This is a genomic window from Chryseobacterium gotjawalense (assembly GCF_030012525.1).
GTDB classification, from domain to species: domain Bacteria; phylum Bacteroidota; class Bacteroidia; order Flavobacteriales; family Weeksellaceae; genus Kaistella; species Kaistella gotjawalense.
This window is the reverse complement of the sequence record NZ_CP124855.1, coordinates 2,865,783-2,891,497: the sequence shown is the minus strand read 5'-3', so window position 1 is coordinate 2,891,497 and position 25,715 is coordinate 2,865,783. Positions and strand designations below refer to the sequence as shown.

20 protein-coding genes and 5 tRNA genes are annotated in these 25,715 nt (G+C 37.6%); all 25 read right to left on the bottom strand.

Annotated elements, in window-relative coordinates; translation table 11 throughout:
• Positions 1-69: 69 nt before the first annotated feature.
• The 25 genes from QGN23_RS13225 to rpsU all read right to left on the bottom strand — a co-directional run bounded on the left by QGN23_RS13225 (position 70) and on the right by rpsU (position 25,646).
• Positions 70-708, bottom strand: a complete 639-nt coding sequence (locus QGN23_RS13225; protein WP_282904713.1) for an MBL fold metallo-hydrolase — start codon at positions 706-708, stop codon at positions 70-72.
• Between the two features lie 338 nt (positions 709-1,046).
• Complete coding sequence (locus QGN23_RS13220; RefSeq protein WP_282904712.1) at positions 1,047-1,547, bottom strand: thermonuclease family protein; 501 nt, start codon at positions 1,545-1,547, stop codon at positions 1,047-1,049.
• Between the two features lie 162 nt (positions 1,548-1,709).
• On the bottom strand, positions 1,710-2,021 hold the full coding sequence (locus QGN23_RS13215; protein ID WP_282904711.1) for a DUF3467 domain-containing protein: 312 nt from the start codon (positions 2,019-2,021) through the stop codon (positions 1,710-1,712).
• Between the two features lie 84 nt (positions 2,022-2,105).
• Complete coding sequence (gene rpoC / locus QGN23_RS13210) at positions 2,106-6,371, bottom strand: DNA-directed RNA polymerase subunit beta' (RefSeq protein WP_282904710.1); 4,266 nt, start codon at positions 6,369-6,371, stop codon at positions 2,106-2,108.
• A gap of 84 nt (positions 6,372-6,455) precedes the next feature.
• Positions 6,456-10,283 (bottom strand): DNA-directed RNA polymerase subunit beta, encoded by a 3,828-nt coding sequence (gene rpoB, locus QGN23_RS13205; RefSeq protein WP_133439740.1) that lies wholly within the window; start codon positions 10,281-10,283, stop codon positions 6,456-6,458.
• A gap of 739 nt (positions 10,284-11,022) precedes the next feature.
• Complete coding sequence (gene rplL, locus QGN23_RS13200) at positions 11,023-11,388, bottom strand: 50S ribosomal protein L7/L12 (RefSeq protein WP_133439739.1); 366 nt, start codon at positions 11,386-11,388, stop codon at positions 11,023-11,025.
• A 53-nt stretch (positions 11,389-11,441) separates the two neighbouring features.
• Positions 11,442-12,029: a 50S ribosomal protein L10 gene (gene rplJ / locus QGN23_RS13195; protein WP_282904709.1), complete on the bottom strand. Its 588-nt coding sequence runs from the start codon at positions 12,027-12,029 to the stop codon at positions 11,442-11,444.
• Positions 12,030-12,042: 13 nt separating this feature from the next.
• Positions 12,043-12,735, bottom strand: coding sequence for a 50S ribosomal protein L1 (gene rplA / locus QGN23_RS13190; RefSeq protein ID WP_282904708.1), 693 nt, complete (start codon positions 12,733-12,735; stop codon positions 12,043-12,045).
• Positions 12,736-12,746: 11 nt separating this feature from the next.
• Positions 12,747-13,190: a 50S ribosomal protein L11 gene (gene rplK / locus QGN23_RS13185; protein WP_133439736.1), complete on the bottom strand. Its 444-nt coding sequence runs from the start codon at positions 13,188-13,190 to the stop codon at positions 12,747-12,749.
• 216 nt (positions 13,191-13,406) lie between these two features.
• On the bottom strand, positions 13,407-13,949 hold the full coding sequence (gene nusG, locus QGN23_RS13180; protein WP_133439735.1) for a transcription termination/antitermination protein NusG: 543 nt from the start codon (positions 13,947-13,949) through the stop codon (positions 13,407-13,409).
• Positions 13,950-13,964: 15 nt separating this feature from the next.
• The gene (secE, locus tag QGN23_RS13175; protein WP_282904707.1) at positions 13,965-14,168 is read right to left on the bottom strand and encodes a preprotein translocase subunit SecE; all 204 of its coding nucleotides are present in this window, start codon (positions 14,166-14,168) and stop codon (positions 13,965-13,967) included.
• 13 nt (positions 14,169-14,181) lie between these two features.
• Positions 14,182-14,252, bottom strand: a tRNA-Trp gene (locus QGN23_RS13170).
• 56 nt (positions 14,253-14,308) lie between these two features.
• The gene (tuf, locus tag QGN23_RS13165) at positions 14,309-15,496 is read right to left on the bottom strand and encodes an elongation factor Tu (RefSeq protein WP_282904706.1); all 1,188 of its coding nucleotides are present in this window, start codon (positions 15,494-15,496) and stop codon (positions 14,309-14,311) included.
• Positions 15,497-15,828: 332 nt separating this feature from the next.
• Positions 15,829-18,936 (bottom strand): efflux RND transporter permease subunit, encoded by a 3,108-nt coding sequence (locus QGN23_RS13160; protein WP_282904705.1) that lies wholly within the window; start codon positions 18,934-18,936, stop codon positions 15,829-15,831.
• Positions 18,937-18,998: 62 nt separating this feature from the next.
• The gene (locus QGN23_RS13155; RefSeq protein WP_282904704.1) at positions 18,999-20,084 is read right to left on the bottom strand and encodes an efflux RND transporter periplasmic adaptor subunit; all 1,086 of its coding nucleotides are present in this window, start codon (positions 20,082-20,084) and stop codon (positions 18,999-19,001) included.
• Between the two features lie 2 nt (positions 20,085-20,086).
• Entirely contained in the window at positions 20,087-21,328 is a 1,242-nt protein-coding gene (locus tag QGN23_RS13150) for a TolC family protein (protein ID WP_282904703.1), read from the bottom strand.
• 81 nt (positions 21,329-21,409) lie between these two features.
• Positions 21,410-22,777 carry a sensor histidine kinase gene (locus QGN23_RS13145; protein ID WP_282904702.1) on the bottom strand — a complete coding sequence of 456 codons (1,368 nt, stop codon included), beginning with the start codon at positions 22,775-22,777 and terminating at the stop codon, positions 21,410-21,412.
• Positions 22,777-23,457 carry a response regulator transcription factor gene (locus tag QGN23_RS13140; protein ID WP_282904701.1) on the bottom strand — a complete coding sequence of 227 codons (681 nt, stop codon included), beginning with the start codon at positions 23,455-23,457 and terminating at the stop codon, positions 22,777-22,779. The genes QGN23_RS13145 and QGN23_RS13140 overlap by 1 nt, the downstream gene beginning before the upstream one ends.
• 74 nt (positions 23,458-23,531) lie before the next feature.
• Positions 23,532-23,603 (bottom strand) — tRNA-Thr (locus QGN23_RS13135).
• 50 nt (positions 23,604-23,653) lie between these two features.
• Positions 23,654-23,726: transfer RNA gene (locus tag QGN23_RS13130), tRNA-Gly, on the bottom strand.
• 86 nt (positions 23,727-23,812) lie between these two features.
• Positions 23,813-23,895: transfer RNA gene (locus QGN23_RS13125), tRNA-Tyr, on the bottom strand.
• 19 nt (positions 23,896-23,914) lie between these two features.
• A tRNA-Thr gene (locus tag QGN23_RS13120) sits at positions 23,915-23,988 on the bottom strand.
• 201 nt (positions 23,989-24,189) lie between these two features.
• On the bottom strand, positions 24,190-24,480 hold the full coding sequence (locus QGN23_RS13115) for an HPF/RaiA family ribosome-associated protein (protein ID WP_133439728.1): 291 nt from the start codon (positions 24,478-24,480) through the stop codon (positions 24,190-24,192).
• A complete protein-coding gene (locus tag QGN23_RS13110) occupies positions 24,470-25,366 on the bottom strand; it encodes a tyrosine-type recombinase/integrase (RefSeq protein WP_282906406.1) in 897 nt (298 codons plus the stop codon). Before QGN23_RS13110 ends, QGN23_RS13115 begins: the two co-directional genes overlap by 11 nt.
• A gap of 82 nt (positions 25,367-25,448) precedes the next feature.
• Positions 25,449-25,646, bottom strand: a complete 198-nt coding sequence (gene rpsU / locus QGN23_RS13105; protein ID WP_133439727.1) for a 30S ribosomal protein S21 — start codon at positions 25,644-25,646, stop codon at positions 25,449-25,451.
• Positions 25,647-25,715 lie beyond the last annotated feature (69 nt).

The following is a 25,715-nucleotide window of genomic DNA, read 5'->3' as shown; positions in this document are numbered from 1 at the left end:
CAAGAATTCCGGTTCTTGTCTTTTCTGTTTATTTTGCACTTTGTCAAGGGTAAAATTTTTGACAAAATTTTATCTGAAATAAGGACTATAATTTTTCTCAAATCCGATTGTGGTGGGATTTCCGTGGCCGCTGTACACTTTTGTTTCTTCATCAAGAACAAAAAGTTTCGACTTGATATTGGTAATAAGTTGGTCGTGATCGCCTTTGTACAAATCGGTTCTTCCGATGCTTCCTTCAAATAAAACATCGCCCGAAATCATGAATTTCTGAGTTTCATTATAAAAAGCGATACTCCCTGGTGAATGTCCGGGAACATGAATAATTTTAAATTCATCTTTTCCTAAACTGAGGATTTCGTCTTCTTTGACATAAGAAATCTTTCCTTCAAAAGCTTTAAAGAAAAAGCCAAACCTGTTTGCGTCTATAGGATTGCGATCCAGCATTTCCTGTTCAAGTGGATGCACCAGAACAGGAACACTGTATTTGTCAAATGCTTTCTGCAGACCCAAAACATGATCGATATGAGCATGAGTTAAAAGAATATGCTGAACTATCAGCTGATTGTCGGAGATGAATTTTTCTAAAACACCGGTTTCCTCATCAGAAAAATTTCCAGGATCGATGATGTAAGCCTCTTTATCTTCATTAAAAACGACATAGGTATTCTGTGAAAAAGGATTAAAAACAAAGGATTTGATTTGCAACATTGATTTATTTTTTACAAAGTTAAGGGCTATTTTTTTTATAAACCTCAAAAGGCTCAAAAGTTTTATACTCTCTATATGGAGTACATGACAAAAAATTTCGACCGCAAAAGTGACAAAAGAAAAGACAATGCTTTAAATAATTCAATGGTGTGCTATATAGTATGGATAAGCATTTCACTTTTTTACACCATTGAAGATCTTTAGATTGTACTTTTGCCTCTTTTGCGGTTAAAAATATGTTTTTTTGAATTTTTGTCCTTCAGTAATCACTTTACAACTCAAAAGTTTGCAAAGGGAAAAAGAGAAAAAGATTCCAATCCGATCTATTTATCCATAAACTATTTTCTAAAATCCCACGGAGCAACGGGAAGTTTGTCAGACCACATGCCTACTCTATTTTTTCTTGCAGCATTTTCCAACTGCGCATATTCCTCACTTTTGGAATATTTTTTATAATGCCAGGCTAAACCTGATTTCACCATTTCTTTGTTGGCGCAGATTTTATCGTCAACATAAATTTCAGCGATCATACGGCCGCGTCCATCGTAGTTTCCTTTTTTTCCTTTGCTGATGATGGTCACATTTTTTCCGAAACACAAGTCTGAAAGTTTCTGTTTTGAAACAGTCCCGAACGCCTGTTTCTTTTCGGGTGCATCGATATGTTCGAGCCGAATGACAATGGGAAGTTGGTAATACAAAACCTCAACCGTATCGCCGTCTTTTACACCGATCACTTTTACTTTTAGAATAAGCTGATTAATTGGTGGAGGTAGGAAAGAGGCCGGGATAATGCTATTTCCAAAGAAAATACATAGAAAAAGTAAGATTGAATTTTTCATGGCTGAGACTGAAATATTTTCGCTGAAGATAGAGGTTTCAAACCGTTGTTCCAAAAACTTTGCCGTTTTTTAGAATGGTAGAAACTTGCTATTTAACATTAAAATTGAAAATCCCGATTCAAATGAATGAATCGGGATTTATATTTAAAAACGTTCTGCTAATTAAGCCTGTACGTTGTTTTGTCCTAATACGAAAGGTTCAACTTCTTTGATTTCGCCGAATTGTTGTTCGTAGTTCGTGATGTTTTGCTGAAGAGCAGTTAATACTCTCTTTGCGTGAAGCGGAGCCAAGATTACTCTTGATCTTACGTTCGCCTGCTGAACTCCCGGCATCATTTGGATGAAATCTACTACGAATTCTGATGGAGAATGGTTTACTAAAGCTAAGTTACAGTAAACTCCCTGAGCAATCATCTCGTTTAACTGAATGTTAATGTTGTTTGGATCTTGATTTTGATTTTGATTGTTGTCCATTTTAAATTTTGATTATAAGTTAAAAATTATAGACTACGAATATAAATTATTTAAACTTATATCCGCAATCTAAAATTAAAATATTTAGTTGATATCTTCGAATTCTTTTTTAGAACCCACGATCACGTTTTGATAGTCTTTCAGTCCAGTACCTGCAGGAATTCTGTGTCCTACAATTACGTTTTCTTTCAGACCGCTCAGGTAATCTACTTTTCCTGAAACTGCTGCTTCGTTCAATACTTTCGTCGTTTCCTGGAAAGAGGCTGCAGACATGAATGATTTGGTTTGTAGCGCCGCTCTTGTAATTCCTTGCAATACCGGTGTTGCGGTTGCAGGAAGTGCGTCACGAACTTCTACTAAAGCCTGGTCCTCGCGTCTCAGTTTAGAATTCTCGTCTCTTAATTCTTTGGTGGTAATCATTTGACCTGGTTTGAATTCTTTCGAATCACCGGCTTCTGTTACTACTTTCAGACCGAACACTCTGTTGTTTTCTAATAAGAAATCATATTTGTGTTCCAGTGCTCCTTCTAAGAACTGAGTATCTCCACCATCTACAATTGAAACTTTGGTCATCATCTGACGCACAATAATTTCAAAGTGTTTATCATCGATTTTCACCCCTTGCAGACGATATACTTCCTGAATTTCATTCACCAAATATTCCTGTACGGCAGTTGGTCCTTTGATTTTCAAGATGTCATCCGGTGTGGTAGATCCGTTCGAAAGTGGTGATCCAGCTCTTACGAAGTCATTTTCCTGAACCAAAATCTGGTTGGATAATTTTACTAAATATTTAGTGATTTCTCCAGTTTTTGCTTCTACGATCAACTCACGGTTACCTCTTTTGATTTTACCGTAAGATACAACTCCGTCGATTTCTGTAACTACCGCTGGGTTTGAAGGATTTCTCGCTTCGAACAATTCGGTAACTCTCGGTAGACCCCCTGTAATATCTCCAGATTTGGCAGATTTTCTTGGGATCTTGATCATTACTTTACCAGACTTAATTTTCTCACCATCGTTTACCATGATGTGTGCTCCTACCGGTAAGTTGTATGCTTTTTGCTCCACTCCTTTAGAATCCACAACTTTCAAGGTTGGTACTGCTTTCTTGTTTCGGGATTCAGAAATTACTTTCTCTTCGAAACCGGTCTGCTCATCAATCTCCAGTGAGAATGAAACCCCTTGGATAATATCTTCGTATTCAATCTTACCTGCAGATTCAGCGATGATTACCGCATTATACGGATCCCACTTACAGATCAGATCTCCTTTTAGTACTTTATCACCCGGTTTTACAGCCAATTCAGATCCATAAGGAATGTTGGCAACCATTAACGGCGTTCTTGCAGCATTGTCTGCTACCAAACGGAATTCCGTTGAACGGGAAACTACGATTTCCGCTTTTTTACCGGCTTCGTTTTCTGAAGTTACCGTTCTGATTTCATCCATTTCTACGATACCATCACGTCTTGCAACGATTGATGGATTCTCAGAAATATTTCCTGCAGTTCCCCCTTGGTGGAAGGTTCTCAATGTTAACTGAGTTCCCGGTTCACCGATGGATTGTGCTGCGATAACTCCTACTGCTTCACCCATGTGAATAGGTTTACCTGTTGCTAAGTTACGACCGTAACATGCTGCACAGATTCCTTTTTTCGCTTCACAAGTTAATGGAGAACGAACTTCTACACTGTCAATTCCAGCTGCTTCAATTGCTTTCGCATAAGCCTCATTGATCAGTTGATCTGCTTCAACGATCACCTCATCGGTTTCTGGATCGTAAACATTATGTAAAGAAACTCTACCTAAGACTCTTTCAGAAATACGTTCAACGATCTCATCATTTTTCTTAAGTGGTGTAATTTCTGTTCCTCTTAAAGTTCCACAGTCGTTTTCAGTAATGATCACATCCTGTGCAACATCTACCAATCTTCTGGTCAAGTAACCAGCATCGGCAGTTTTCAGTGCGGTATCCGCAAGACCTTTACGGGCACCGTGAGTAGAGATAAAGTACTCTAAGATGGATAAACCTTCTTTAAAGTTCGCTACAATCGGGTTTTCAATAATCTCTGCTCCAGATGAACCGGCTTTTTGTGGTTTTGCCATCAATCCCCTCATTCCTGAAAGCTGACGGATCTGCTCTTTGGAACCCCTTGCTCCGGAATCAAGCATCATGTATACAGAATTGAATCCACCTTGGTCGACTTTCATTCTGCTCATAATCATTTCAGTTAATCCTGCATTGGTATTAGTCCAAACATCAATTACCTGGTTGTAACGCTCTGTATCGGTGATCAATCCCATGTTATAGTTAGCCTTGATCTCATCTACTGTTTCTACAGCCGTTGCGATCATGTCTTTCTTTTCTGCAGGAATTACAATATCCCCTAAACTAAAGGATAATCCTCCACGGAATGCGTGAGAATAACCCAAGTCTTTCATATCATCCAGGAAGGTTACCGTCGTCGGGAAATCGGTATCTGCTAAAATTCTACCAATAACATTTCTCAATGATTTTTTGGTTAGAAGTTCGTTAACAAATCCTACCCCTTCAGGAACAATTTGATTAAATAGTACTCTACCAGCAGTTGTTTCTACCAATCGGGTAACTAATTCTCCTTCTTCTTTTACAGGAACTCTACATCTAACTTTTGCATTCAGGGAAACTTTTCCTTCTGCATAAGCAATTTCTACTTCTTGTGGAGAATAGAAAGCCAGGCCTTCACCCAATACTTTCATATCATCCGTTGATGCTAATTCTTTGGTCATATAATACAGACCCAAAACCATATCCTGAGAAGGTACGGTAATCGGAGAACCATTTGCAGGGTTCAGGATATTCTGAGAACCTAACATCAGAAGTTGGGCTTCTAAAATCGCTTCAGGACCTAAAGGTAAATGCACCGCCATCTGGTCACCATCGAAATCCGCATTAAATGCAGTGGTACACAATGGGTGAAGCTGGATTGCTTTTCCTTCGATCATTTTCGGCTGGAATGCCTGAATACCCAGTCTGTGCAAAGTAGGCGCTCTGTTCAAAAGAACCGGGTGACCTTTGATGATTCCTTCCAGGATGTCATAAACAACCGGCTCTTTTCTGTCGATGATTCTTTTTGCTGATTTTACGGTTTTTACAATTCCTCTTTCAATCAGTTTTCTGATGATGAACGGTTTGTATAATTCCGCTGCCATATCTTTTGGAATTCCACATTCGTGAAGTTTCAAGTTTGGTCCAACGACGATTACGGAACGGGCAGAATAATCCACACGTTTCCCCAGTAAGTTTTGACGGAAACGACCTTGTTTACCTTTCAATGAATCAGAAAGTGATTTCAATGGTCTGTTGGATTCCGATTTTACTGCAGAAGATTTTCTGGTGTTATCGAATAACGAATCTACAGATTCCTGTAACATTCTTTTTTCGTTTCTAAGGATTACTTCCGGAGCTTTAATTTCCAAAAGTCTTTTTAAACGGTTATTTCTAATGATTACTCTTCTGTAAAGGTCATTTAAATCCGAAGTCGCAAAACGACCACCATCCAATGGAACCAAAGGTCTCAATTCTGGTGGAATTACCGGAAGCACTCTCATAATCATCCATTCCGGACGGTTAACCATTCTGGTATTTGCTCCTCTGATCGCTTCTACAACGTTCAGTCTTTTTAATGCTTCTGTTCTTCTTTGTTTTGAAGATTCGTTGTGCGCTTTGTGACGCAGGTCGAATGATAAGGTATCAAGATCAATTCTGCTTAATAATTGCTCAACCGCTTCAGCACCCATTTTGGCGATGAATTTGTTCGGATCAGCATCATCAAGATATTGATTGTCCGCAGGAAGAGTTTCCAGAATATCTAAATATTCTTCCTCTGTTAAGAATTCTTTATCGTCGAAATCAGCACCATCTGCTCTTTTAGCAATACCTTGCTGAATCACTACATATCTTTCGTAATAGATGATCATGTCTAATTTCTTAGACGGCAATCCTAAAAGATACCCGATTTTATTTGGTAAAGAACGGAAGTACCAGATGTGAGCCACAGGAACAACCAGACCGATATGCCCGATTCTTTCTCTACGTACTTTTTTCTCAGTAACCTCTACTCCACAACGGTCACAAACGATTCCTTTGTATCGGATTCTTTTGTATTTCCCACAGGCACATTCATAATCCTTTACAGGACCGAATATTTTTTCGCAAAAAAGACCATCTCTTTCCGGCTTGTGCGTACGGTAGTTAATTGTTTCGGGCTTTAAAACTTCGCCTCGTGAATCCTGTAAAATAGATTCCGGTGAAGAAAGACCAATTGTAATTTTACTAAAATTACTTGTATTATTTTTGTTTGACATTTGTTTAAATTTAGATTAAAAGATTGAGAGAGTGGAGAATAGAGACTATAAAAATCTCTAATCTCACGTCTAAAAGTCTCTATTCTATTCTTCCAGTCTTACATCAAGACCAAGACCTTTCAACTCATGAAGTAATACATTGAAAGATTCCGGAATACCTGGTTCAGGCATTGCTTCTCCTTTCGCAATCGCTTCGTAAGTTTTTGCTCTACCAATCACATCATCTGACTTCACGGTCAAGATTTCTCTAAGGATATTCGAAGCACCAAATGCTTCCAATGCCCAAACCTCCATCTCTCCGAATCTTTGTCCACCGAATTGCGCTTTACCTCCTAACGGCTGCTGCGTAATCAATGAATATGGTCCGATTGAACGTGCGTGCATTTTGTCATCTACCATGTGCCCCAGTTTCAACATGTAAATGATTCCAACCGTTGCTGGCTGTGCGAATCTTTCACCTGTTCCACCGTCATATAGATAAGTACTACCATATTTTGGTAAACCTGCCTGTTCTGTATATTCGGTAATCTGCTCTAAACTTGCACCGTCGAAAATTGGAGTTGCAAATTTCAACCCTAATTTTTGTCCAGCCCAACCTAAAACGGTTTCGTAAATCTGACCGATGTTCATACGGGAAGGTACCCCAAGTGGATTCAATACGATATCTACCGGAGTTCCGTCTTCTAAGAACGGCATGTCTTCTTCACGAACGATTCTTGAAACGATCCCTTTGTTACCGTGACGTCCCGCCATTTTATCACCTACGTTCAGTTTACGTTTTTTAGCAACATAAACTTTCGCTAATTTGATGATACCTGCAGGAAGTTCGTCTCCAATAGAGATTGCAAATTTCTCACGGTTTTTAACACCGTTCAGGTCGTTGTATTTGATTTTGTAGTTATGAATTAACTGCTTAACCAATTCATTACGTTCAGCATCAACAGTCCAATCAGCACCGCTTACATTTACATAATCTTCTACAGACTGAAGAAGTTTTGTTGTAAACTTCACGCCTTTGCCAATAATTTCTTCAGCCAAGTCGTTGTTCACTCCCTGAGAAGTTTTACCGTTTACTAAAGTTCCTAATTTTTCAAGAAGTGTTCCTCTTAGTTCGTCGAATTTCGCTTTGTACGTGTTTTCGATTTCTTCAAGTTTTAATTTCTCTTCGGATCTTTTCTTTTTGTCTTTGATATTTCTTGAGAATAATTTCTTGTTAATAACAACTCCTCTTAATGAAGAATCTGCTTTTAACGAAGCATCTTTTACGTCTCCGGCTTTGTCACCGAAAATTGCTCTCAATAATTTCTCTTCCGGTGTTGGATCTGATTCTCCTTTTGGCGTAATCTTACCAATCATGATATCACCAGGCTTCACATCAGCACCGATTCTAATCATACCGTTTTCGTCTAAGTCTTTGGTTGCTTCTTCAGAAACGTTAGGAATATCTGCAGTCAATTCTTCCATACCCAATTTGGTATCACGAACTTCAAGCGTATATTCATCAACGTGAATTGAAGTAAACCAGTCCTCACGAACTACTTTTTCGTTAATTACGATCGCATCCTCAAAGTTGTATCCTTTCCATGGCATAAATGCTACAGTAAGGTTTCTACCGATTGCCAATTCACCGTTTTCAGTTGCATAACCGTCGCAAAGAACCTGACCTTTTTCTACTTTGTCACCTACTCTTACGTTTGGTCTCAAAGTAATCGTGGTACTCTGGTTGGTTTTACGGAATTTGGTTAATTTATAAGTTTTTGTCCCTGAATCGAAAGAAACTAAATTCTGGTCATCAGTTCTATCATATTTAATGGTGATTTTATCAGCATCAACATATTCTACGATTCCAGTTCCTTCAGCATTAATCAAGACTCTGGAGTCACTCGCTACCTGTTTTTCTAAACCTGTACCTACGATTGGTGCTTCCGGTTTCAATAATGGAACTGCCTGACGCATCATATTCGATCCCATCAATGCTCTATTCGCATCATCATGCTCCAGGAAAGGAATCAATGAAGCAGAAATACCGGAAATCTGATTTGGTGCAACATCAATCAAATCTACCTGCTGAGGCTCTACAACTGGATAATCACCATCCAAACGAGCGATAACTCTGTCTGTAAGGATGGTACCGTCGTCCTTCATTTCGATATTTGCCTGAGCAATTACTCTGTCTTCTTCATCTTCAGCATTTAAATAAATCTGAGTTCCTTTTAAATCAACTTTACCGTTTTCTACTTTTCTATATGGAGTTTCGATGAAACCTAAAGTATTGATTTTTGCATAAATTCCTAAAGAAGAAATCAAACCAATGTTTGGTCCCTCTGGAGTTTCAATCGGACAAATACGACCGTAGTGCGTATGGTGAACGTCACGTACCTCGAAACCTGCTCTCTCTCTTGATAAACCACCAGGTCCCAGGGCAGAAAGTCTACGCTTGTGCGTGATTTCTGATAGCGGGTTGGTTTGGTCCATGAACTGAGACAACTGGTTGGTTCCGAAGAACGAGTTGATCACTGAGGTTAAAGTTTTCGCATTAACCAAATCAATTGGCGTAAAGATTTCGTTATCTCTAACGTTCATACGCTCGCGGATTGTTCTGGCGATTCTCGAAAGACCTACCCCGAACTGTCCTGATAATTGCTCACCAACAGTTTTAATTCTTCTGTTTGACAAGTGGTCAATATCATCAACTTCCGCTTTAGAATTTACCAACTGGATCAAATGTCTTACGATCGCGATGATATCATCTTTGGTTAAAACTTCAGTTTTTTCAGGAATATTTAATCCTAATTTTTTGTTCAGTCGGTAACGGCCAACTTCACCTAATGAATAACGTTGCTCAGAGAAGAATAATTTTTCAATAATTCCACGTGCTGTTTCTTCATCGGGCGGATCTGCATTACGCAACTGACGGTAAATATACTCTACCGCTTCTTTTTCTGAGTTGGTAGGGTCTTTTTGTAATGTATTCTGGATGATCGAGAATTCATTAGCATTTTCCTTGTGAATCAAAATTGATTTCACACCGGAATCGATAATCATTTCAACATGTTCTTTTTCAAGAACGGTTTCTCTATCAAGGATGATTTCATTTCTTTCGATAGAAACGACTTCACCGGTATCCTCATCAACGAAATCTTCGAACCAGGTGTTCAAAACTCTCGCTGCAAGAACTCTTCCTTCTACTTTTTTCAACGCTGCTTTAGAAACTTTCACTTCTTCGGCAAGGTCGAAAATCTGTAAAATGTCTTTATCGGATTCGTATCCGATAGCTCTTAACAAAGTTGTTAATGGTAATTTTTTCTTACGGTCGATATACGCGAACATTACATTATTAATGTCGGTTGTAAATTCCATCCAGGATCCTTTAAAAGGAATAATACGGGAATAGTACAGTTTGGTTCCGTTGGCGTGATACGTTTGACCAAAGAAAACCCCTGGTGAACGGTGCAACTGGGTTACGATAACCCGCTCAGCGCCATTAATAATAAATGATCCAGACGGCGTCATATAAGGAACTGGCCCTAAATAAACGTCTTGTACTACGGTTTGGAAATCTTCGTGTTCCGGGTCGGTACAATACAATTTTAGTCTGGCTTTAAGAGGAACCGAATAGGTTAAACCTCTTTCTACACACTCGTCTCTCGAGTATCGGGGTGAATCTACCAAATAATCCAAAAATTCTAAAACGAAATTGTTTCTAGAATCGGTAATTGGGAAGTTCTCTTCAAAGGTTTTGTACAAAGATTCTTTGAGTCTCTGCTCCGGAAGGGTATCCAACTGGAAAAATTCTTTGAAAGATTGGATCTGAATGTCCAAAAAGTCAGGGGTCACAATTTTTCCTTTTGCTTCGGAGAAATTGATTCTTTCATTGGCCTGAGTTTTAGCGACTGCTTTAGATTTACTCATAAAAAAATTAAAGAATGAGGGTTAAAAAATATTTTGTTTTCAAAATATCAGGTTTAAACAGGAAACGAAAAGATTGGTGATTAGCGACAAATTCAACAAGAAAATGATATAGAAAACTTTGGCGCAGTTATCCGAATAATTCTTATTATAAGTCTCTGATCGATTACCTATCAGTCTTTTATCTAAACCTAACTGCAACATCGGTATATCTTTTCACGACGTAGTGCAAAATATTTTCACTGTAATTTTGGCGGTAACTTTTGTTTGACATAGCTATAAACACGAAATCCCTTTCAATCGATGAAAGAGTTGATATTCAATATTTTAAAGTCAAGTAAACAATTATATGCGCCAAAATTGAGTGCAAAGTTACATATAATATCTGGAATCAACAAATAAAAAAGCCACTCCACGGAGTGACTTAAGCAATTGACTGCTCGTTTTTTAGGGTTTCCAGAAAGTCCATTTTGAGCCGTTAAAAACAGCAAGCCTTTTGGCAGAGGCCTTATTAACATACTTTCAAAAAAGGTCTTTTCGGTGCCTTCTCAGAATTAATGTACCACCTCCAATGGAACGATCCTTTACTTTTCTGTAGCAATATCCAAAAAAACCTTTAAAAAAGACAAAACAAGCAAAGAATCTACCGATCAAAGCATTACTTACCATCATCCGCTTTAAGAACACAACAAAAAAAGCCGGTTCCAAAAGGAAACGGCTTTATTATAAGGTTGAGGAAGAATTATTTCAATTCTACTTCAGCACCAGCTTCTTCTAATTGTTTTTTCAAAGCTTCAGCTTCGTCTTTAGAGATACCTTCTTTGATTGCAGTCGGAGCTGAATCTACCATATCTTTAGCTTCTTTAAGACCTGCACCAGTTAAATCTTTAACTAATTTTACTACTGCTAATTTAGAAGCACCTGCAGCTTTAAGGATTACATCGAATTCTGTTTTTTCTTCAACAGCTTCACCTGCACCTGCAACAGCAGCTACAGCTACAGCAGCTGGTTCGATTCCGTACTCATCTTTAAGGATAGTAGCTAATTCATTTACGTCTTTAACGGTTAAGTTTACAAGCGTTTCCGCTAAGTTTTTTAAATCTGACATTTTAATAATGTTTTAATTGTTGAACGATTTATTTGATTTTTTTTTGAGTCTAATTACTCTGCACCAGGTGCATCGGTTGCTTCAGTGCTTGCTTCTGGAGCAGCTTCTTCGGCTGGGGTTTCTTCTGCAACTGGAGCAGCTTCTTCAGCGTTTCCGTTTGCTTCATCTTTATTTTGAAGTGCAGAAAGTACATTTCTAAGTGGAGATTGAAGTAATGTGATGATTTCACCGATCATTTCTTCTCTAGACTTGATGCTTACAAGTGTAGCCAAGTTTTCGTCACCAACATAGAATGTTTCTTGTAAATAAGCAGATTTCAAAGCTGGAACTTCTGCTTTTTTTCTGAATCCCTGAATCAACTTTGCCGGAGCATTTGCTGTTTCAGAAATCATCAACGCTGAATTTCCTTTGAAAGTAGGGAACATTTCAGAGTAATCTACTCCTTCGATTTGCTCCAATGCTTTTTGTAGTAAAGTGTTTTTTACAACTTTTACAGTGATATTTTGTTTGAACGCCTGTCTTCTAAAATCTGAAGTCGCAGCAGCATTCATTCCTTCTAGACTTGCTACATAAACAACTTTCGCGTCTTGTAACACTTCTTTTAATTCTTGTATTACTAATACTTTATCTTCTTTTGTCATTGTCTTACAGATTTTAGTTTACAGATTTAGTATCAATTGCAATACCCGGACTCATGGTAGAAGACAAGTAAATGCTTTTCACATAAACACCTTTTGACGCAGTTGGTTTCAATTTAAGTAAAGTCTGAATTAATTCAGAAGCATTTTCTCTGATTTGAGCAGCATCGAAAGATACTTTACCAATTCCTGCATGGATAATACCGTATTTATCAACTTTAAAATCAATTTTACCTGATTTTACTTCAGATACAGCTTTACCGATTTCCATGGTTACAGTTCCTGATTTTGGATTTGGCATTAAACCTCTTGGGCCTAAAATTCTACCCAAAGGACCTAATTTACCCATAACAGCTGGCATCGTAACGATAACGTCAACATCAGTCCAACCGTCTTTTATTTTCTGTAAATACTCATCAAGACCTACATAATCAGCACCAGCTTCTCTTGCTTCTGCTTCTTTATCAGGTGTTACCAAAGCCAATACTTTCACATCTTTACCAGTACCGTGTGGAAGAGAAACTACTCCTCTTACCATTTGGTTCGCTTTTCTAGGATCAACTCCCAAACGAACTGCGATATCTACAGATGCGTCAAATTTTGCAAAGTTTACTTCTTTCACCAAAGCAGATGCTTCATCAAGGGAGTAAATTTTATTTTTTTCTATTTTGCTTAAAGCTTCTTTTTGCTTTTTTGTCAATTTTGCCATTTCTATAAGTTTTAAGCGTTAGTTGGTTTAGTTCCTGTTACTCTCAATCCCATAGATCTTGCAGTTCCGGCAACCATAGTAAGGGCACCATCAATAGTAAAGCAGTTAAGATCTACCATTTTATCTGCAGCAATTTTACCAACTTGATCCCAAGAAACAGCACCAATTTTCAGTCTGTTCGGCTCTCCTGAACCTTTTTTCTGCTTACTAGCTTCTAAAAGTTGGATTGCAACTGGTGGAGTTTTAATAACGAATTCAAATGATTTGTCTTCGAATACTGTAATTACTACAGGTAAAACTTGTCCTGGTTTGTCTTGAGTTCTTCCGTTGAATTGCTTACAAAACTCCATAATGTTCACCCCGGCAGAACCCAAGGCTGGACCTACTGGTGGAGATGGATTAGCTGCTCCTCCTTTCACTTGGAGCTTCACCATTTTAAAGACTTTTTTAGCCATTTTGATTTTTTATAAAATTAAATAATTTATGAATGTGGAAGCATTTATAAATCTGCAAAGAAGTAATATAAAATCACAACTCTACATTTCGGATTGCAAAATTAAGAATAATTTTTAATTACACAAGTGTAAAACATTGATTTTTAATGATAATTTGAATTAAATAAAAAAAGAACCAATCAAATTGGTTCTTTCTATAATTTATGTATAAGTTTATTATACTTTTTCCACTTGCATAAAACTTAGTTCCATTGGAGTTTTTCTTCCGAAAATCATTACTGAAACTTCTATTTTCTTTTTGTCTTCGTGTAGTTTTTCTACCGTACCGTTGAAACCATTGAAAGGTCCGTCGATTACTTTTACGTTTTCACCTACTACGAAAGGAATAGCAGTTTCAACTGCGAACTCAGAAAGTTCATCCATTCTACCGAGCATTCTGTTTACCTCTGATTTACGCATCGGTACAGGATCACCCCCTTTGGTTGAACTCAAAAAAGAAATTACTCCTGGGATATTTTTGATAATGTGAGGAACTTCTCCTACAAGATTAGCTTCTACCATTAAGTATCCTGGGTAATAAGGTTTTTCTTTCGGTACCTTTTTACCATTTCTAATTTGGATTACTTTTTCCATAGGAATGACTACTTGAGTTACAAAATCCTCAAGGCCATAATGCTTCATTTCGTTCTCAATATAGGCTTTCACCTTATTTTCCTGTCCACTGATGGATTTCAGAACATACCACTTCAAGTCACTCATTTTGGGAAAATAATTTTAATTGAACAGATTGATAAAGAGCGATATCATATTCGCAATAGATTTACTGAACAATGAATCTACACCAAAAGTAAAAATAGCCATTAACACGGTACCAATAGTTACTACTATGGTAGATGATTGCAGCTCCGGCCACTTTGGCCACTCTACTCTGTCTTTGAATTCGGTATAAGAACCTTTAATAAAATCTACTAAACTCATTATCTTTTATTTGCACGGGCACAAGGACTCGAACCCTGATCAACGGTTTTGGAGACCGGTATCCTACCATTGGACGATGCCCGTAGATTAAAAAAGGTTCCGTAAGTTTCCCTACGGAACCTTTATTATATTTTCAGAAATTAATCAGTGATTTCAGTTACCTGACCAGCACCAACTGTTCTACCACCTTCTCTGATCGCAAATCTAAGACCTACGTTAAGAGCGATTGGCTGTAACAATTCTACAGTAATAGTTACGTTATCACCTGGCATTACCATTTCTACACCTTCTGGTAAGAAAATCTCACCTGTTACGTCTGTAGTTCTTACATAGAACTGTGGACGGTATTTGTTGTGGAATGGAGTGTGACGACCACCTTCTTCTTTAGAAAGGATATAAACCTCAGCTTTGAAGTGTTTGTGTGGTTTCACTGAATCTTTCTTAGCGATTACCATACCTCTTTTGATGTCGGTTTTTTCAATACCTCTCAACAATAGACCTACGTTATCACCAGCTTCACCTCTGTCCAAGATTTTTCTAAACATCTCAACACCGGTAATAGTAGAAGTTAACTTCTCATCACCCATACCTACGATATCTACTGGATCTCCAGTGTTAATTACACCAGCTTCAATTCTACCAGTTGCAACAGTACCTCTACCTGTAATAGAGAAAACGTCTTCAATTGGCATCAAGAAAGTTTTGTCAACATCTCTAACTGGAAGTTCGATCCAAGAATCAACAGCATCCATTAATTCTTCGATTTTTGCTACCCATTTAGCATCACCATTCAGTCCACCTAATGCAGATCCTTGAATTACCGGAGCATTATCACCATCATAGTCATAAGAAGAAAGAAGGTCTCTTACTTCCATTTCTACTAATTCTAATAATTCAGCGTCATCTACCATATCTACTTTGTTCATAAAAACAAGTACATTAGGTACATTTACCTGACGACATAGAAGGATGTGCTCTCTTGTTTGAGGCATTGGTCCGTCTGTAGCAGCTACTACTAAAATAGCTCCATCCATTTGTGCAGCACCAGTAACCATGTTTTTCACATAATCGGCGTGACCTGGACAGTCTACGTGAGCGTAATGTCTGTTTGCAGTTTCATATTCAATGTGTGAAGTATTAATTGTAATACCTCTTTCTTTTTCTTCTGGTGCAGAATCAATTGTAGAGAAATCTCTAGCTGTTCCGAATCCTTTGTCAGATAATACTTTACTGATTGCTGCAGTAAGTGTAGTTTTACCATGGTCTACGTGACCGATGGTACCAATGTTCAAGTGTGGTTTGTTACGATTAAACGTTTCCTTTGCCATGATTTAAATATTTATTTAATTAATTATTCATTTTTTCGGTGCGCAAATATAGTCATTTTTTGAATATTGAAAACCTTTTTTAAGAAAAAAAAGTTGAACATTCAAAAATATTGATTTACACCATCTTATATAAGCGAAATACCGGAGTGCAAATTTACGGAAAAATATTTATGTGAGAAAATCTATAAATAATTTTATAAGAACATTTTTCGTTTTAGATCAATTTTAATAATAATTGATAACTGTTTAACACTCTTAATCCCCCTTTATCAGCCCTGATTTGTTCGAAAAATATCCTTCATAAACTAAAGAATTAAATTTATGTTAAATTTTTAATTCTCATAAAATTGATCTGATTTTTTAGTTTTATTAAAAATCCAGAAGATAATTGGGAAAATTAATAAAGTCAAAACGGTCGCCGTAACCAATCCGCCAATGATCACAACCGCCAGTGGTTTTTGGGATTCTGACCCGATTCCAGTGGAAAGTGCAGCAGGCAAAAGCCCCACAGACGCCATCATCGCTGTCATAACCACCGGTCTGGTTCTTACTTTTACGCCTTCTAAAATTCCGGCAGCGACATCCATTCCCGCTTTAATATTCTGGTGAAATTCTGAAAGAAGAATCACTCCGTTCTGAATACAGATCCCAAAAAGAGCGATAAATCCTACTCCAGCGGAAATTCCAAAGTTCATACCCGTCATGTGCAAGGCGATGATTCCGCCGATTAATGCAAAAGGTACATTCGCCAAAACCAACAGAGAATCCTTTAAATTTCCAAATAAAATAAACAAAAGGAAGAAAATCATCACCAGACTAATCGGCACTACTTCCGCTAAACGTTTGGTCGCCCTTTCCTGATTTTCAAACTGCCCGGTCCAACCGATTGAATACCCTTGCGGAAGCTCAATTTGATTTACTTTTTTCTGTGCATCAGCAATAGTGCTTCCCAAATCCCGATCCCGGATCGAAAACTTCACTCCAATATATCTTTGAATATTATCGCGATAAATAAATGCCGCACCATCGTCCTGATGAATCTCTGCGATCTCTTTCAGTGGAATCAGGGATCCTTCCTGAGTGGGAACCATCAGTAACGCAAGATCATTTTCATCTTTTCTGTATTCTTCGGCATACCTGATTCTGATATCGAACTTCCGTTCACCATCAAAAAGTTCGGAAGCAGTTTTCCCACCAAATGCCGTTTCCAAAACAGATTGTGCATCGGCTAGCGACACGCCGTATTGTGCCATTTTATTTCGGTCCAACATAACACTCAGTTCTGGCTGACCAATATTTTTAATGATTCCCGGCTCTTTTACTCCATCTACCTCTTTTAAAATATCATAGACCTGTTTGGCATATTTGTCCAAAGTATTCAAATTGTCACCATAAATCTTCACTCCGTTTTCGGCCTTGAAACCGGCAACAGCTTCTGCCACGTTATCGGAAATCGGTTGCGAGTAATTATAAGTGATTCCTTGATATTGTTTTAATTTCACGTCCATTTCTTCAATAAGCCCGTCCATTGTAATTTTTCTGGTCCATTTTTCTTTTGGTTTAAGGCTTACCGAAAACTGTGCAAAACCAAAACCATTAGGATCGGTACCATCATTACTACGGCCGGTTTGCGACAATACATCGGTTACCTCAGGAAAACTTCTCAATGTTTTTTTAAGTTGCTCTGTTTTTTTCAAAGACTCTTTTAAACTGATACTCATAGGCATTTCAGCAGTTACCCAAAGGGCGCCTTCATTTAAAGGTGGCAAAAATTCGGTTCCTAAAAACCGTGCAGAAAAAAGTGTTACTGCCAGAAATGCCACAGAAACCAATAAACTCAATTTTTTATTTCTAAAAGTAAAAGCAAGACCTTTTCCGACAATCCGTTCCCAAAACGAGACAAAAATATTTTTCTTTTCGCGCACATTTTTATTCAACAACAAATGAGAAAGAACAGGCACCAGGGTAAGCGTCAACAGCAGTGCGCCCAGCAATGCAAATCCCAACGTAAAAGCCAAAGGCGAGAACATTTTCCCTTCTACTTTTTGAAAAGCGAATATGGGAATAAGAGAGGTAATGATAATTAATTTGGAAAAGAAAATCGCTTTGCCTAAACCGATTCCGGTGGTTTTGATCCAACCTCCTTTCGCCATTTTATTAAACCGTTCCATGCCGTATTTTTTGGCTTTATGATCCAGCATTACAAAAATCCCCTCGACCATGACGACGGCTCCATCAATGATGATTCCGAAATCTACGGCGCCTAGCGACAGCAGATTCGCACTCATTCCCGCGATCTTTAAACATAGAAAAGCAAACAACAAGGACAGCGGAATAATAATCGACACAATAAAAGTCGTCCGCCAATCTGCCATGAAGAGAAATACGATTACTGTAACGAAAACAATTCCTTCGATCAGGTTATGCATAATGGTTTTGGTGGTGAAATCCATTAAATTCTCCCGGTTGTAAACGGTGATGATTTTCGTGTCTTTGGGTAAAATCTTGGTATTGAGTTCTTCAATTTTCTCTTTAACCAAATGCAAAACCTCGACAGGATTCTCCCCTTTTCGCATGACAATGATGCCCGCAACCACATCATTCTGATCATTGAATCCCGCCTGACCGACTCTTGGCAATGAACTTTCATGTACCGTTGCGACACTTTTAATTAAAATAGGATTGCCATGGTCATTTTGAATGGTCACATTTTCGATATCGGCAATGGATTTCAGTAAACCGATTCCCCGGACGACATAAGACTGCCCGTTCTTTTCGATGACATCTCCGCCGACATTTAAATTTCCCTGATTAATGGCATTGTAAACCTGGGAAGTCGTCAGATTATATTGCTCCAACTTTCTGGGATCGATGCTTAATTCAAATATTTTTTCCTGACCGCCAAAAACATTTACATCCGCAACACCCGGAATTCCCCGCAAAGCACGGTCTACAACCCAGGTTTGCAACGTCAACAATTCGCGCGAATCTTTCTTCGGACTTTGCAGAATATAGCGGTATATTTCTCCGGTTGGTCCGTACGGTGGCTGAACTTCCGGCTCTGCGCCTTCAGGAAACTTCACAGTTCGCAGTTGATTATTCACCTGAATTCTGGCAAAAGCATCATCTACTCCATCATCAAAAATAATTTTAATAATGGAAAGTCCAAACATGGTCGTACTTCTGATACTGGATTTTTTCTGAACGGAACTCATCGACAATTCTACCGGAGTGGTCACGAAACGTTCTACTTCTTCTGCACTTCTGCCATTCCACTGGGTGATGATGACCATCTGCGTATTGGTAACATCCGGAAATGCTTCAATCGGCATATTTTTAAAACTGATGTAACCGCAGATCGCCAGGAGCGCCACCCAAATAAAAGTAAAGGCTTTATTCTTGAGTGAAAAAGCGATGATATTTTTTATAAATTTATTCATGAATTTTTTATTTGCTAAAAACCAATTTTTGTGGATTTCATTTAATTAAAACAGAGCTTAAATTATTCGTTCAACGATCTGTAAAACAACAGTTGATTATTGGTTACCACTTTGTCGCCTTCTTTAAGTCCATCAGAAATGTAAGAAACATTCCCAGTTTGTTTGGCTACTTTTACTTCCTGCACTTTTACATTACTCTGGCTTTTAAAAAGAATGACGTAATATCGGTTATCATCGAATATCAAGGCGTTCGACGGAACAGAAAGCGCGGTGGTATCTTCTGTCTTAAAAACTTTGATGGTGGCTTTGCTTTCAGGAATCAGCTCACCGTTTGCGTTATCCAAAACCACTCTTGCCTGCATGGAATTGGTTTCGGGATCAATAATTTTAAAGATTTTATCGATTTTCCCGTAGAAAACTTTATCAGGGGCCGCCAAAGTAGAAACCTCCGCTTTCATCCCCAAAGAAATTTTATGTATATCACTTTGATTAATATTCAGAATCGCCCAAACATTCTTCGTGTTGGCAACATCGAAAATATTATCTGAACGGTCGCTTCTCAGCTGCATGTCTTTATTAATGTTTTTCTGAACAATATACCCGCTGATCGGCGAAACCACCGAATACACATTTCCTTTGCTCATATTGTAAACCTGATTCACCGACTGTGATCTGCGCAGCTCATCTTCCGCTTTTTGAACCTGGCTTTTGGCTTCCAGAACTTCTCTTTCGGTACTCAATTTCCCGTTGTACATATCCTGCGCCACCCGAAGGTTTTTCTGAGCAACCACTAAATCTGTTTTCGCGTAACTCAAATCTTTTTGATAACCTGCAACTTCAGTACTTCTGATGGTCGCCAGCACCTGCCCTTTTTTCACATAATCACCCAGCTCCGCATGGATGGAAATCACATTCCCGCCGACCAGAGGAAAAATATCGATGTATTGATTTTTATCGGCTGCGATTTTTCCGAAAAAGCTTATTTCATCTTTAATGTAATCGCTCTTAACTTCCACAACTGTGGTGGATTTCATCATCAGATTACTAATAACAAAACCTTTTGCAGCTTCAACATCTTTTTTATCGTCCTCTTTTTTACAGTTTATCAAGGTAAAAAGGGCAAGTAAAATGATTAAATTTTTCTTCATGGTTAATTGAAAATGGGAGTTTGTATAAGTTGATTTAATTGTTCAGCCGAAATCACGACCTGCTTTTTTATTTCGTCGATTTGTAAAACGGTTTCTTTATAACTGTTGCTAAAATCAGTAAAGTCCATCAAAGTGATATTTCCTTTTCTGAAATTATCCTGCATTCCTTTATAAACCGCATTCAAATTATTGAGGTCGGCCAGCTCGATACCAAAATACTGGTTATAATTATTTTGCCAGTTTTGATAAGCCGCCGTTATTTTATTTTCGAGCTCTTGTTTTTGGTAGTCGGTATTTTTCTGACTTTGCTCCATTAAGATCTGCGCTTTCTGAACATTTCCCTGATTCTGCTTCCACAAGGGAATTGGGATTGCAACGGTGAAATTAATTTCGTTTTTGAAAATACCATTGTTTTGATTCCATTGTAAACCACCGGTAACATCGGGAGTGTTCAGGGATTTTTGCCATTTGTAATACGACTTGCTGTTTTCAATGGATTTTAAACTGTATAAATAATCAGCATTGTGCTCTAAGGCGATTTTCTTTAATTCATCTAAAGAAATGAGAGGCTGATTTTTAATCAATGCCTGAACTACGTCATCGCTCATTTCGGGAATAAAATCGTCGTTGATTCCCGTCAAAGTATGAAAATTCTGAAGTTGAGAAAAAACAGCATTTCTTATTTGAAATTTCTCATTATTGAGGTCCAAAACCATTGCCTGCAACCTCACTTCATCTTTAAGCGCGATGTTTCCTTTCGCAGTTTGTACTTTGTATGCTTTGACCAAATCGGTTAAAAAACTCAACTGACTGTCAATATTCTCTAATTTTCTCTGATCAAAATAAATGGAATAAAAAGTTTCCCGCAGTTGGGACTTAAGTTCAAATAATAATTGATTAAACTGAAGCTGGCTCAGCTCTTTATTGGATTTTGCAAACTCAACCTCATTTTTTCTTTTCCCACCCAACAGGAAAAGCTGTTGTACCGCCAAACTTTTGCTGGGTCCAAGATTAAGAAAGGTGTTTTTTTCCGGATTAAAAACGTTGGCTTCAAAAGATGCTTGTGGAAGTTCCCAAATTTTCGCCTGTACAATATCTGCGTCTGCGGCAGAAATATTGTATTGTTGCGCGATGAGCTGCAAATTGTTTTTAACAAAAGATTGCTCCGCTTCCTGCAGTGTAATTTTTTTCTGTGAAAAAGCGCAGGTAGAAATCAGCAGAGCGATCACGAGTATTCTATTCATATCAGTCCTTTTTAAGAAGGGCAAAAATGAAGAGATAACCTTAAAAGGAACTTAAGTTTAGCTTAAAAAAAACTTAAAAAGCTACAAAGGAAAGTTAATCGTAAAGATATTTTGGTTGGTTGACGCGCTCTGATAAGCAATTGTTGCTTTATGATATTCCAGAATCCGTTTTACAATTTTCAGTCCCAGACCAGACCCGGAAGTCTTCTGAGAATTACTTCCTCTCATAAATGGGTCGAATAAACGCTTTTGTTCTTCCGCGGAAATGGTGCTTCCAAAACTAAGAACGTTTACTATTAAAGTATCCAGAGACTCTTCAATAGTTACATTGACAAAATCGTTATCGGTATAAATCGCGGCATTTTTGAACAGGTTAATGAATACAATCTCCAATAAAGACTTCACTCCCCGCACCGACAGTTGGGCACTTTCTACGCTCTGTTCAGAAATTTGAAAATCCATTTTCAGTTTCGGGAAGTTTTTTTCCACTTTTTGGTAAGCATCAAAAATAACTTCATCAATTCTTACCTCTTCATAAATAGTCTTTATATTTTCTTTATCAAATTTGGTGAGCACCAAAAGCGAATTCGTAAGATCCGACAGCTGGAAAATCTCTGTTGAAATCTGCGACAGTACCGCTAATGTTTTTGGGGAATGTTGTTCTGCCTTTTTTAAATTTTCTAACTGAAAAGCCATTCTCGTTAAAGGAGTTCGGATTTCGTGAGAAGCACTGGCTGTAAAATCTTTCTGAGACTGAAAAACATCATTTAACCGGACAATCATCGTATTAAATGACTCTGCTAAAACACCGATTTCGTCATTGGAAGCTTTCACCGGAATCTGAGTGGTCAGTTTATGCGCCGTAACTTCTGAGATCTCTTTCTTCAGTTTTTCTAAAGGCTGCAAAAACTTACCTATAATATAATAACAGAAAAACCAAATAAGCGCAATACTCAGCAGGTAAGAAAAAATCAACAGATATTTGAGATAAGCCAGTTTAGACTGACCCGAGGTGTCGATTGCGCTGGTAATGATATAATAATTTTCACCATGTATGCTTCGTAAAGCAGCGTAGGTCTCAGGTTTTGTATTTTCAGTATAAATGGTCTTTTCACGATCCAACCGGTCGAGCAACTGATTCTCCCAGCTTATATTTTGATCTTTAACCGTACTGTACAGCAAATTTTTGTGGGAGTCAAAAATAATAATATTTTCATTGAACAGGATATTATCTGCATTTTCACTGAAAATGATTGGACCTTTCTCATTAAAACCCTCAGATTGGGAAATGAAATTCGTTGTAAAATCAAGTCTCTTTACAAACCGGTCTTTAAATTCCTCTCTTCTAAAAGAATTAAAGGAGATATAGATAATAGTCATTACAATACCAAAAAGTAATGAAAACGCAATACTCAGATTTAAAGCAATTTTACGTTTCAGAGACCTCATTATAATGCATTGAGATAATAACCGTATCCTGAGCGGGTATGAATTAATTTTACGGCAAAATCCTTATCAATCTTCTTTCTCAAAAAATTAATGTAAACTTCCACCGTATTGGTATTGGTATTAAAATTCTGCTCCCAGACATGTTCAGTAATCTGTTGTTTAGAAACCGTTCTTCCCTGCGCTTCTGCCAAAAAAACCAAAAGTTGAAATTCCTTCACGGTCAGTGCGATTTCCTGTTCGCCTCTGAAAACTTTCTGGTCCGTTTTATTAATCGTGAGATCTTCAATCGAAAAAATATCGTCAACGGTCTTTTCTTGCGTATTCTTCCGTCTGATGAGCGACTGAATTCTCATCAATAACTCTTCGAACTGAAAAGGTTTTACCAGATAATCGTCAGCAAGCCGATTAAAGGCATCTTTCTTATCGGATAAATCACCGTAGGCAGAAATCATGATGATTGGGGTGCGTTGATCCACCAGTCTTATTTTCTCACAAACATCCAGGCCGCTTATTTTAGGTACATTGATGTCGAGTAAATAAATATCATAAGTGTTTTGCTGAACTTCCTGCAAAAAGAGATCACCATCATACACTTTTTTCACCTCAAATTCACTGCCCTCCAAAAACGCAGCCAGTTCGGTTGCGAGGATAAGATCATCTTCTAACAAGAGAATTTTCATAATAAGAATTGAACGTAAATTTAGGAAAAAAAAAGCAAAAAAAAATCTCCCTTAAAAAAGAGAGATTAAAACAGAGCCAACTATGAGATTTGAACTCACGACCTCTTCCTTACCAAGGAAACGCTCTACCCCTGAGCTAAGTCGGCGAAAATTTAAAAAAAAATCACAAGCCGCTGTATTGGTTGTGATTTTTTAGAGCGGAAGACGAGGGTCGAACTCGCGACATTCAGCTTGGAAGGCTGACGCTCTACCAACTGAGCTACTTCCGCATTTTTGTTTCCAAAAACTGTTGGTAAACGGTTTGCAAATCTACTATAAAATTTACAACTACGCAAAATAAAATTAGAAAAAAATGTGGGGAGGGTAGGATTCGAACCTACGAAGTCGTAAGACAGCAGAGTTACAGTCTGATCCATTTGGCCACTCTGGAACCTCCCCAATTTTATTTTTTTCAATGAGCCTCCAGAGGGACTCGAACCCACGACCTGCTGATTACAAATCAGCTGCTCTAGCCAGCTGAGCTACGGAGGCAAATATTTTAAAGAACTTCTTATCTGTTTTTGCGAGTGCAAATATAAGGTAGTTTATTTTAAATCCACAAGTATTTTGATACTTTTTTTAAAAAAAAATTTGTAGATTTTAAAAGAACTTCTTATCTGTTTTTGCGAGTGCAAATATAAGGTAGTTTATTTTAAATCTACAAGTTTTTTGATGCTTTTTATGAAAAAAAATTTAAGCAAGTTCTTTCTTCTTGATTAACAGTTTTTTAGCTGCATCAGCACAAAGATCAATACTCTCTTCAAAAGAAGCAGAAGTCTTTTTAACTACAATATCATCGCCCGGAACCTCCAGTTTGATCTCTGCTGTCTTATTATCTTTTCCTCCGGTATTTTCCACTTTCAGAAAAACCTGGCAGCCATGGATCTTGTCATAAAAAGTTTCTAACTTATTGAGTTTCTTGTCTAAATACTCTTCAAGTGGTGCATGTGGAGTCAATCCCATTGACTGAACTTTAATTTTCATAATCTACATTTTTTATCGCTCTAGGATGAGCATTGTTAAACACTTTTTTTAGTTGTTCAATATTCGCTGTGGTATAAACCTGGGTTGAGGCTAAAGACGAATGTCCCATTAATTTTTTCAGTTTAGAAATTTCAGCCCCATTTTCTAAAACATGAGTAGCAAAACTGTGCCGTAAAATATGAGGGCTCTTTTTCGCCTTCGAAGTAACAAGACCAAGGTAGGAATTTACAGCAGAATAGACAAATTTATCATTGAGTTTTTCTCCTTTTTTACTTACAAAAAAATACTCCTCACTCGTTTTCAGTGGTTTTCTTGTTGGTAAATACTGTTCAAAACCTTTAATAAGTTTATCGGATACAGGGATAATCCGTGACTTATTTCCTTTACCGGTTACCTTGATTTCTTTTTTGCTAAAGTCAACATTATCAAACAGAAGACCTGTTAATTCTGCTCTCCGCATACCGGTTTGGTACAAGGTTTCAATAATCAGTTCTTTCAGGAAACTTCCGGCTTTTGGCTTCCCTTCAATTCCTTCCAATTCCGACATTTCCTCTTCTGAAAAAGGAATTTGTTTTTCGGCAAAAAATTTTAAGGACTGAATACTTTCAAGCGGCGAGACTTTCACTTCTTCTATCTTGAGCAGAAAGAGAAAAAAGCTCCGCAAAGAAGAGAGCTTTCTATTGATACTCCGTTTAGAAATCCCAGATAAACTCATCTCTGTCATGAAATTTTTAATGACCTTTTTATCGACTTTTGTAAAATCCTGATGCGATTCTGTCTTTAGCAGAAAAGCTGAGAAATCAGTTAAATCTTTGCGGTAACTCGTCACCGTATGTGGCGAATATCGTTTTTCTACTTCAATATATTCTAAAAACCGGTCTGTCATCATATTATAACCAACAAAAAATCACTTTTCAAATATAAGTATTTGAAAAGTGATTGAGGTATTTTCTGAAAGAAATGTTTCTTTAAGCTTGTTCTTCGATGCTTAAGTTTCTTTGTTTGTAAGCTGCTTTGGTATTAGCTGCTCTCTTCACAACAGAAGGCTTATTGAATTGTTGACGACTTCTAAGAGCTCTGATAGTTCCTGTTTTGTCAAACTTTCTTTTGTACTTTTTTAAAGCTCTGTCGATGGATTCACCATCTTTTACTGGGATTATTAACATAATTTACATCTCATTTTGGACTGCAAAAGTAAGATTTTTTTCCGAATTGACAAATTATTTTAGTATTTT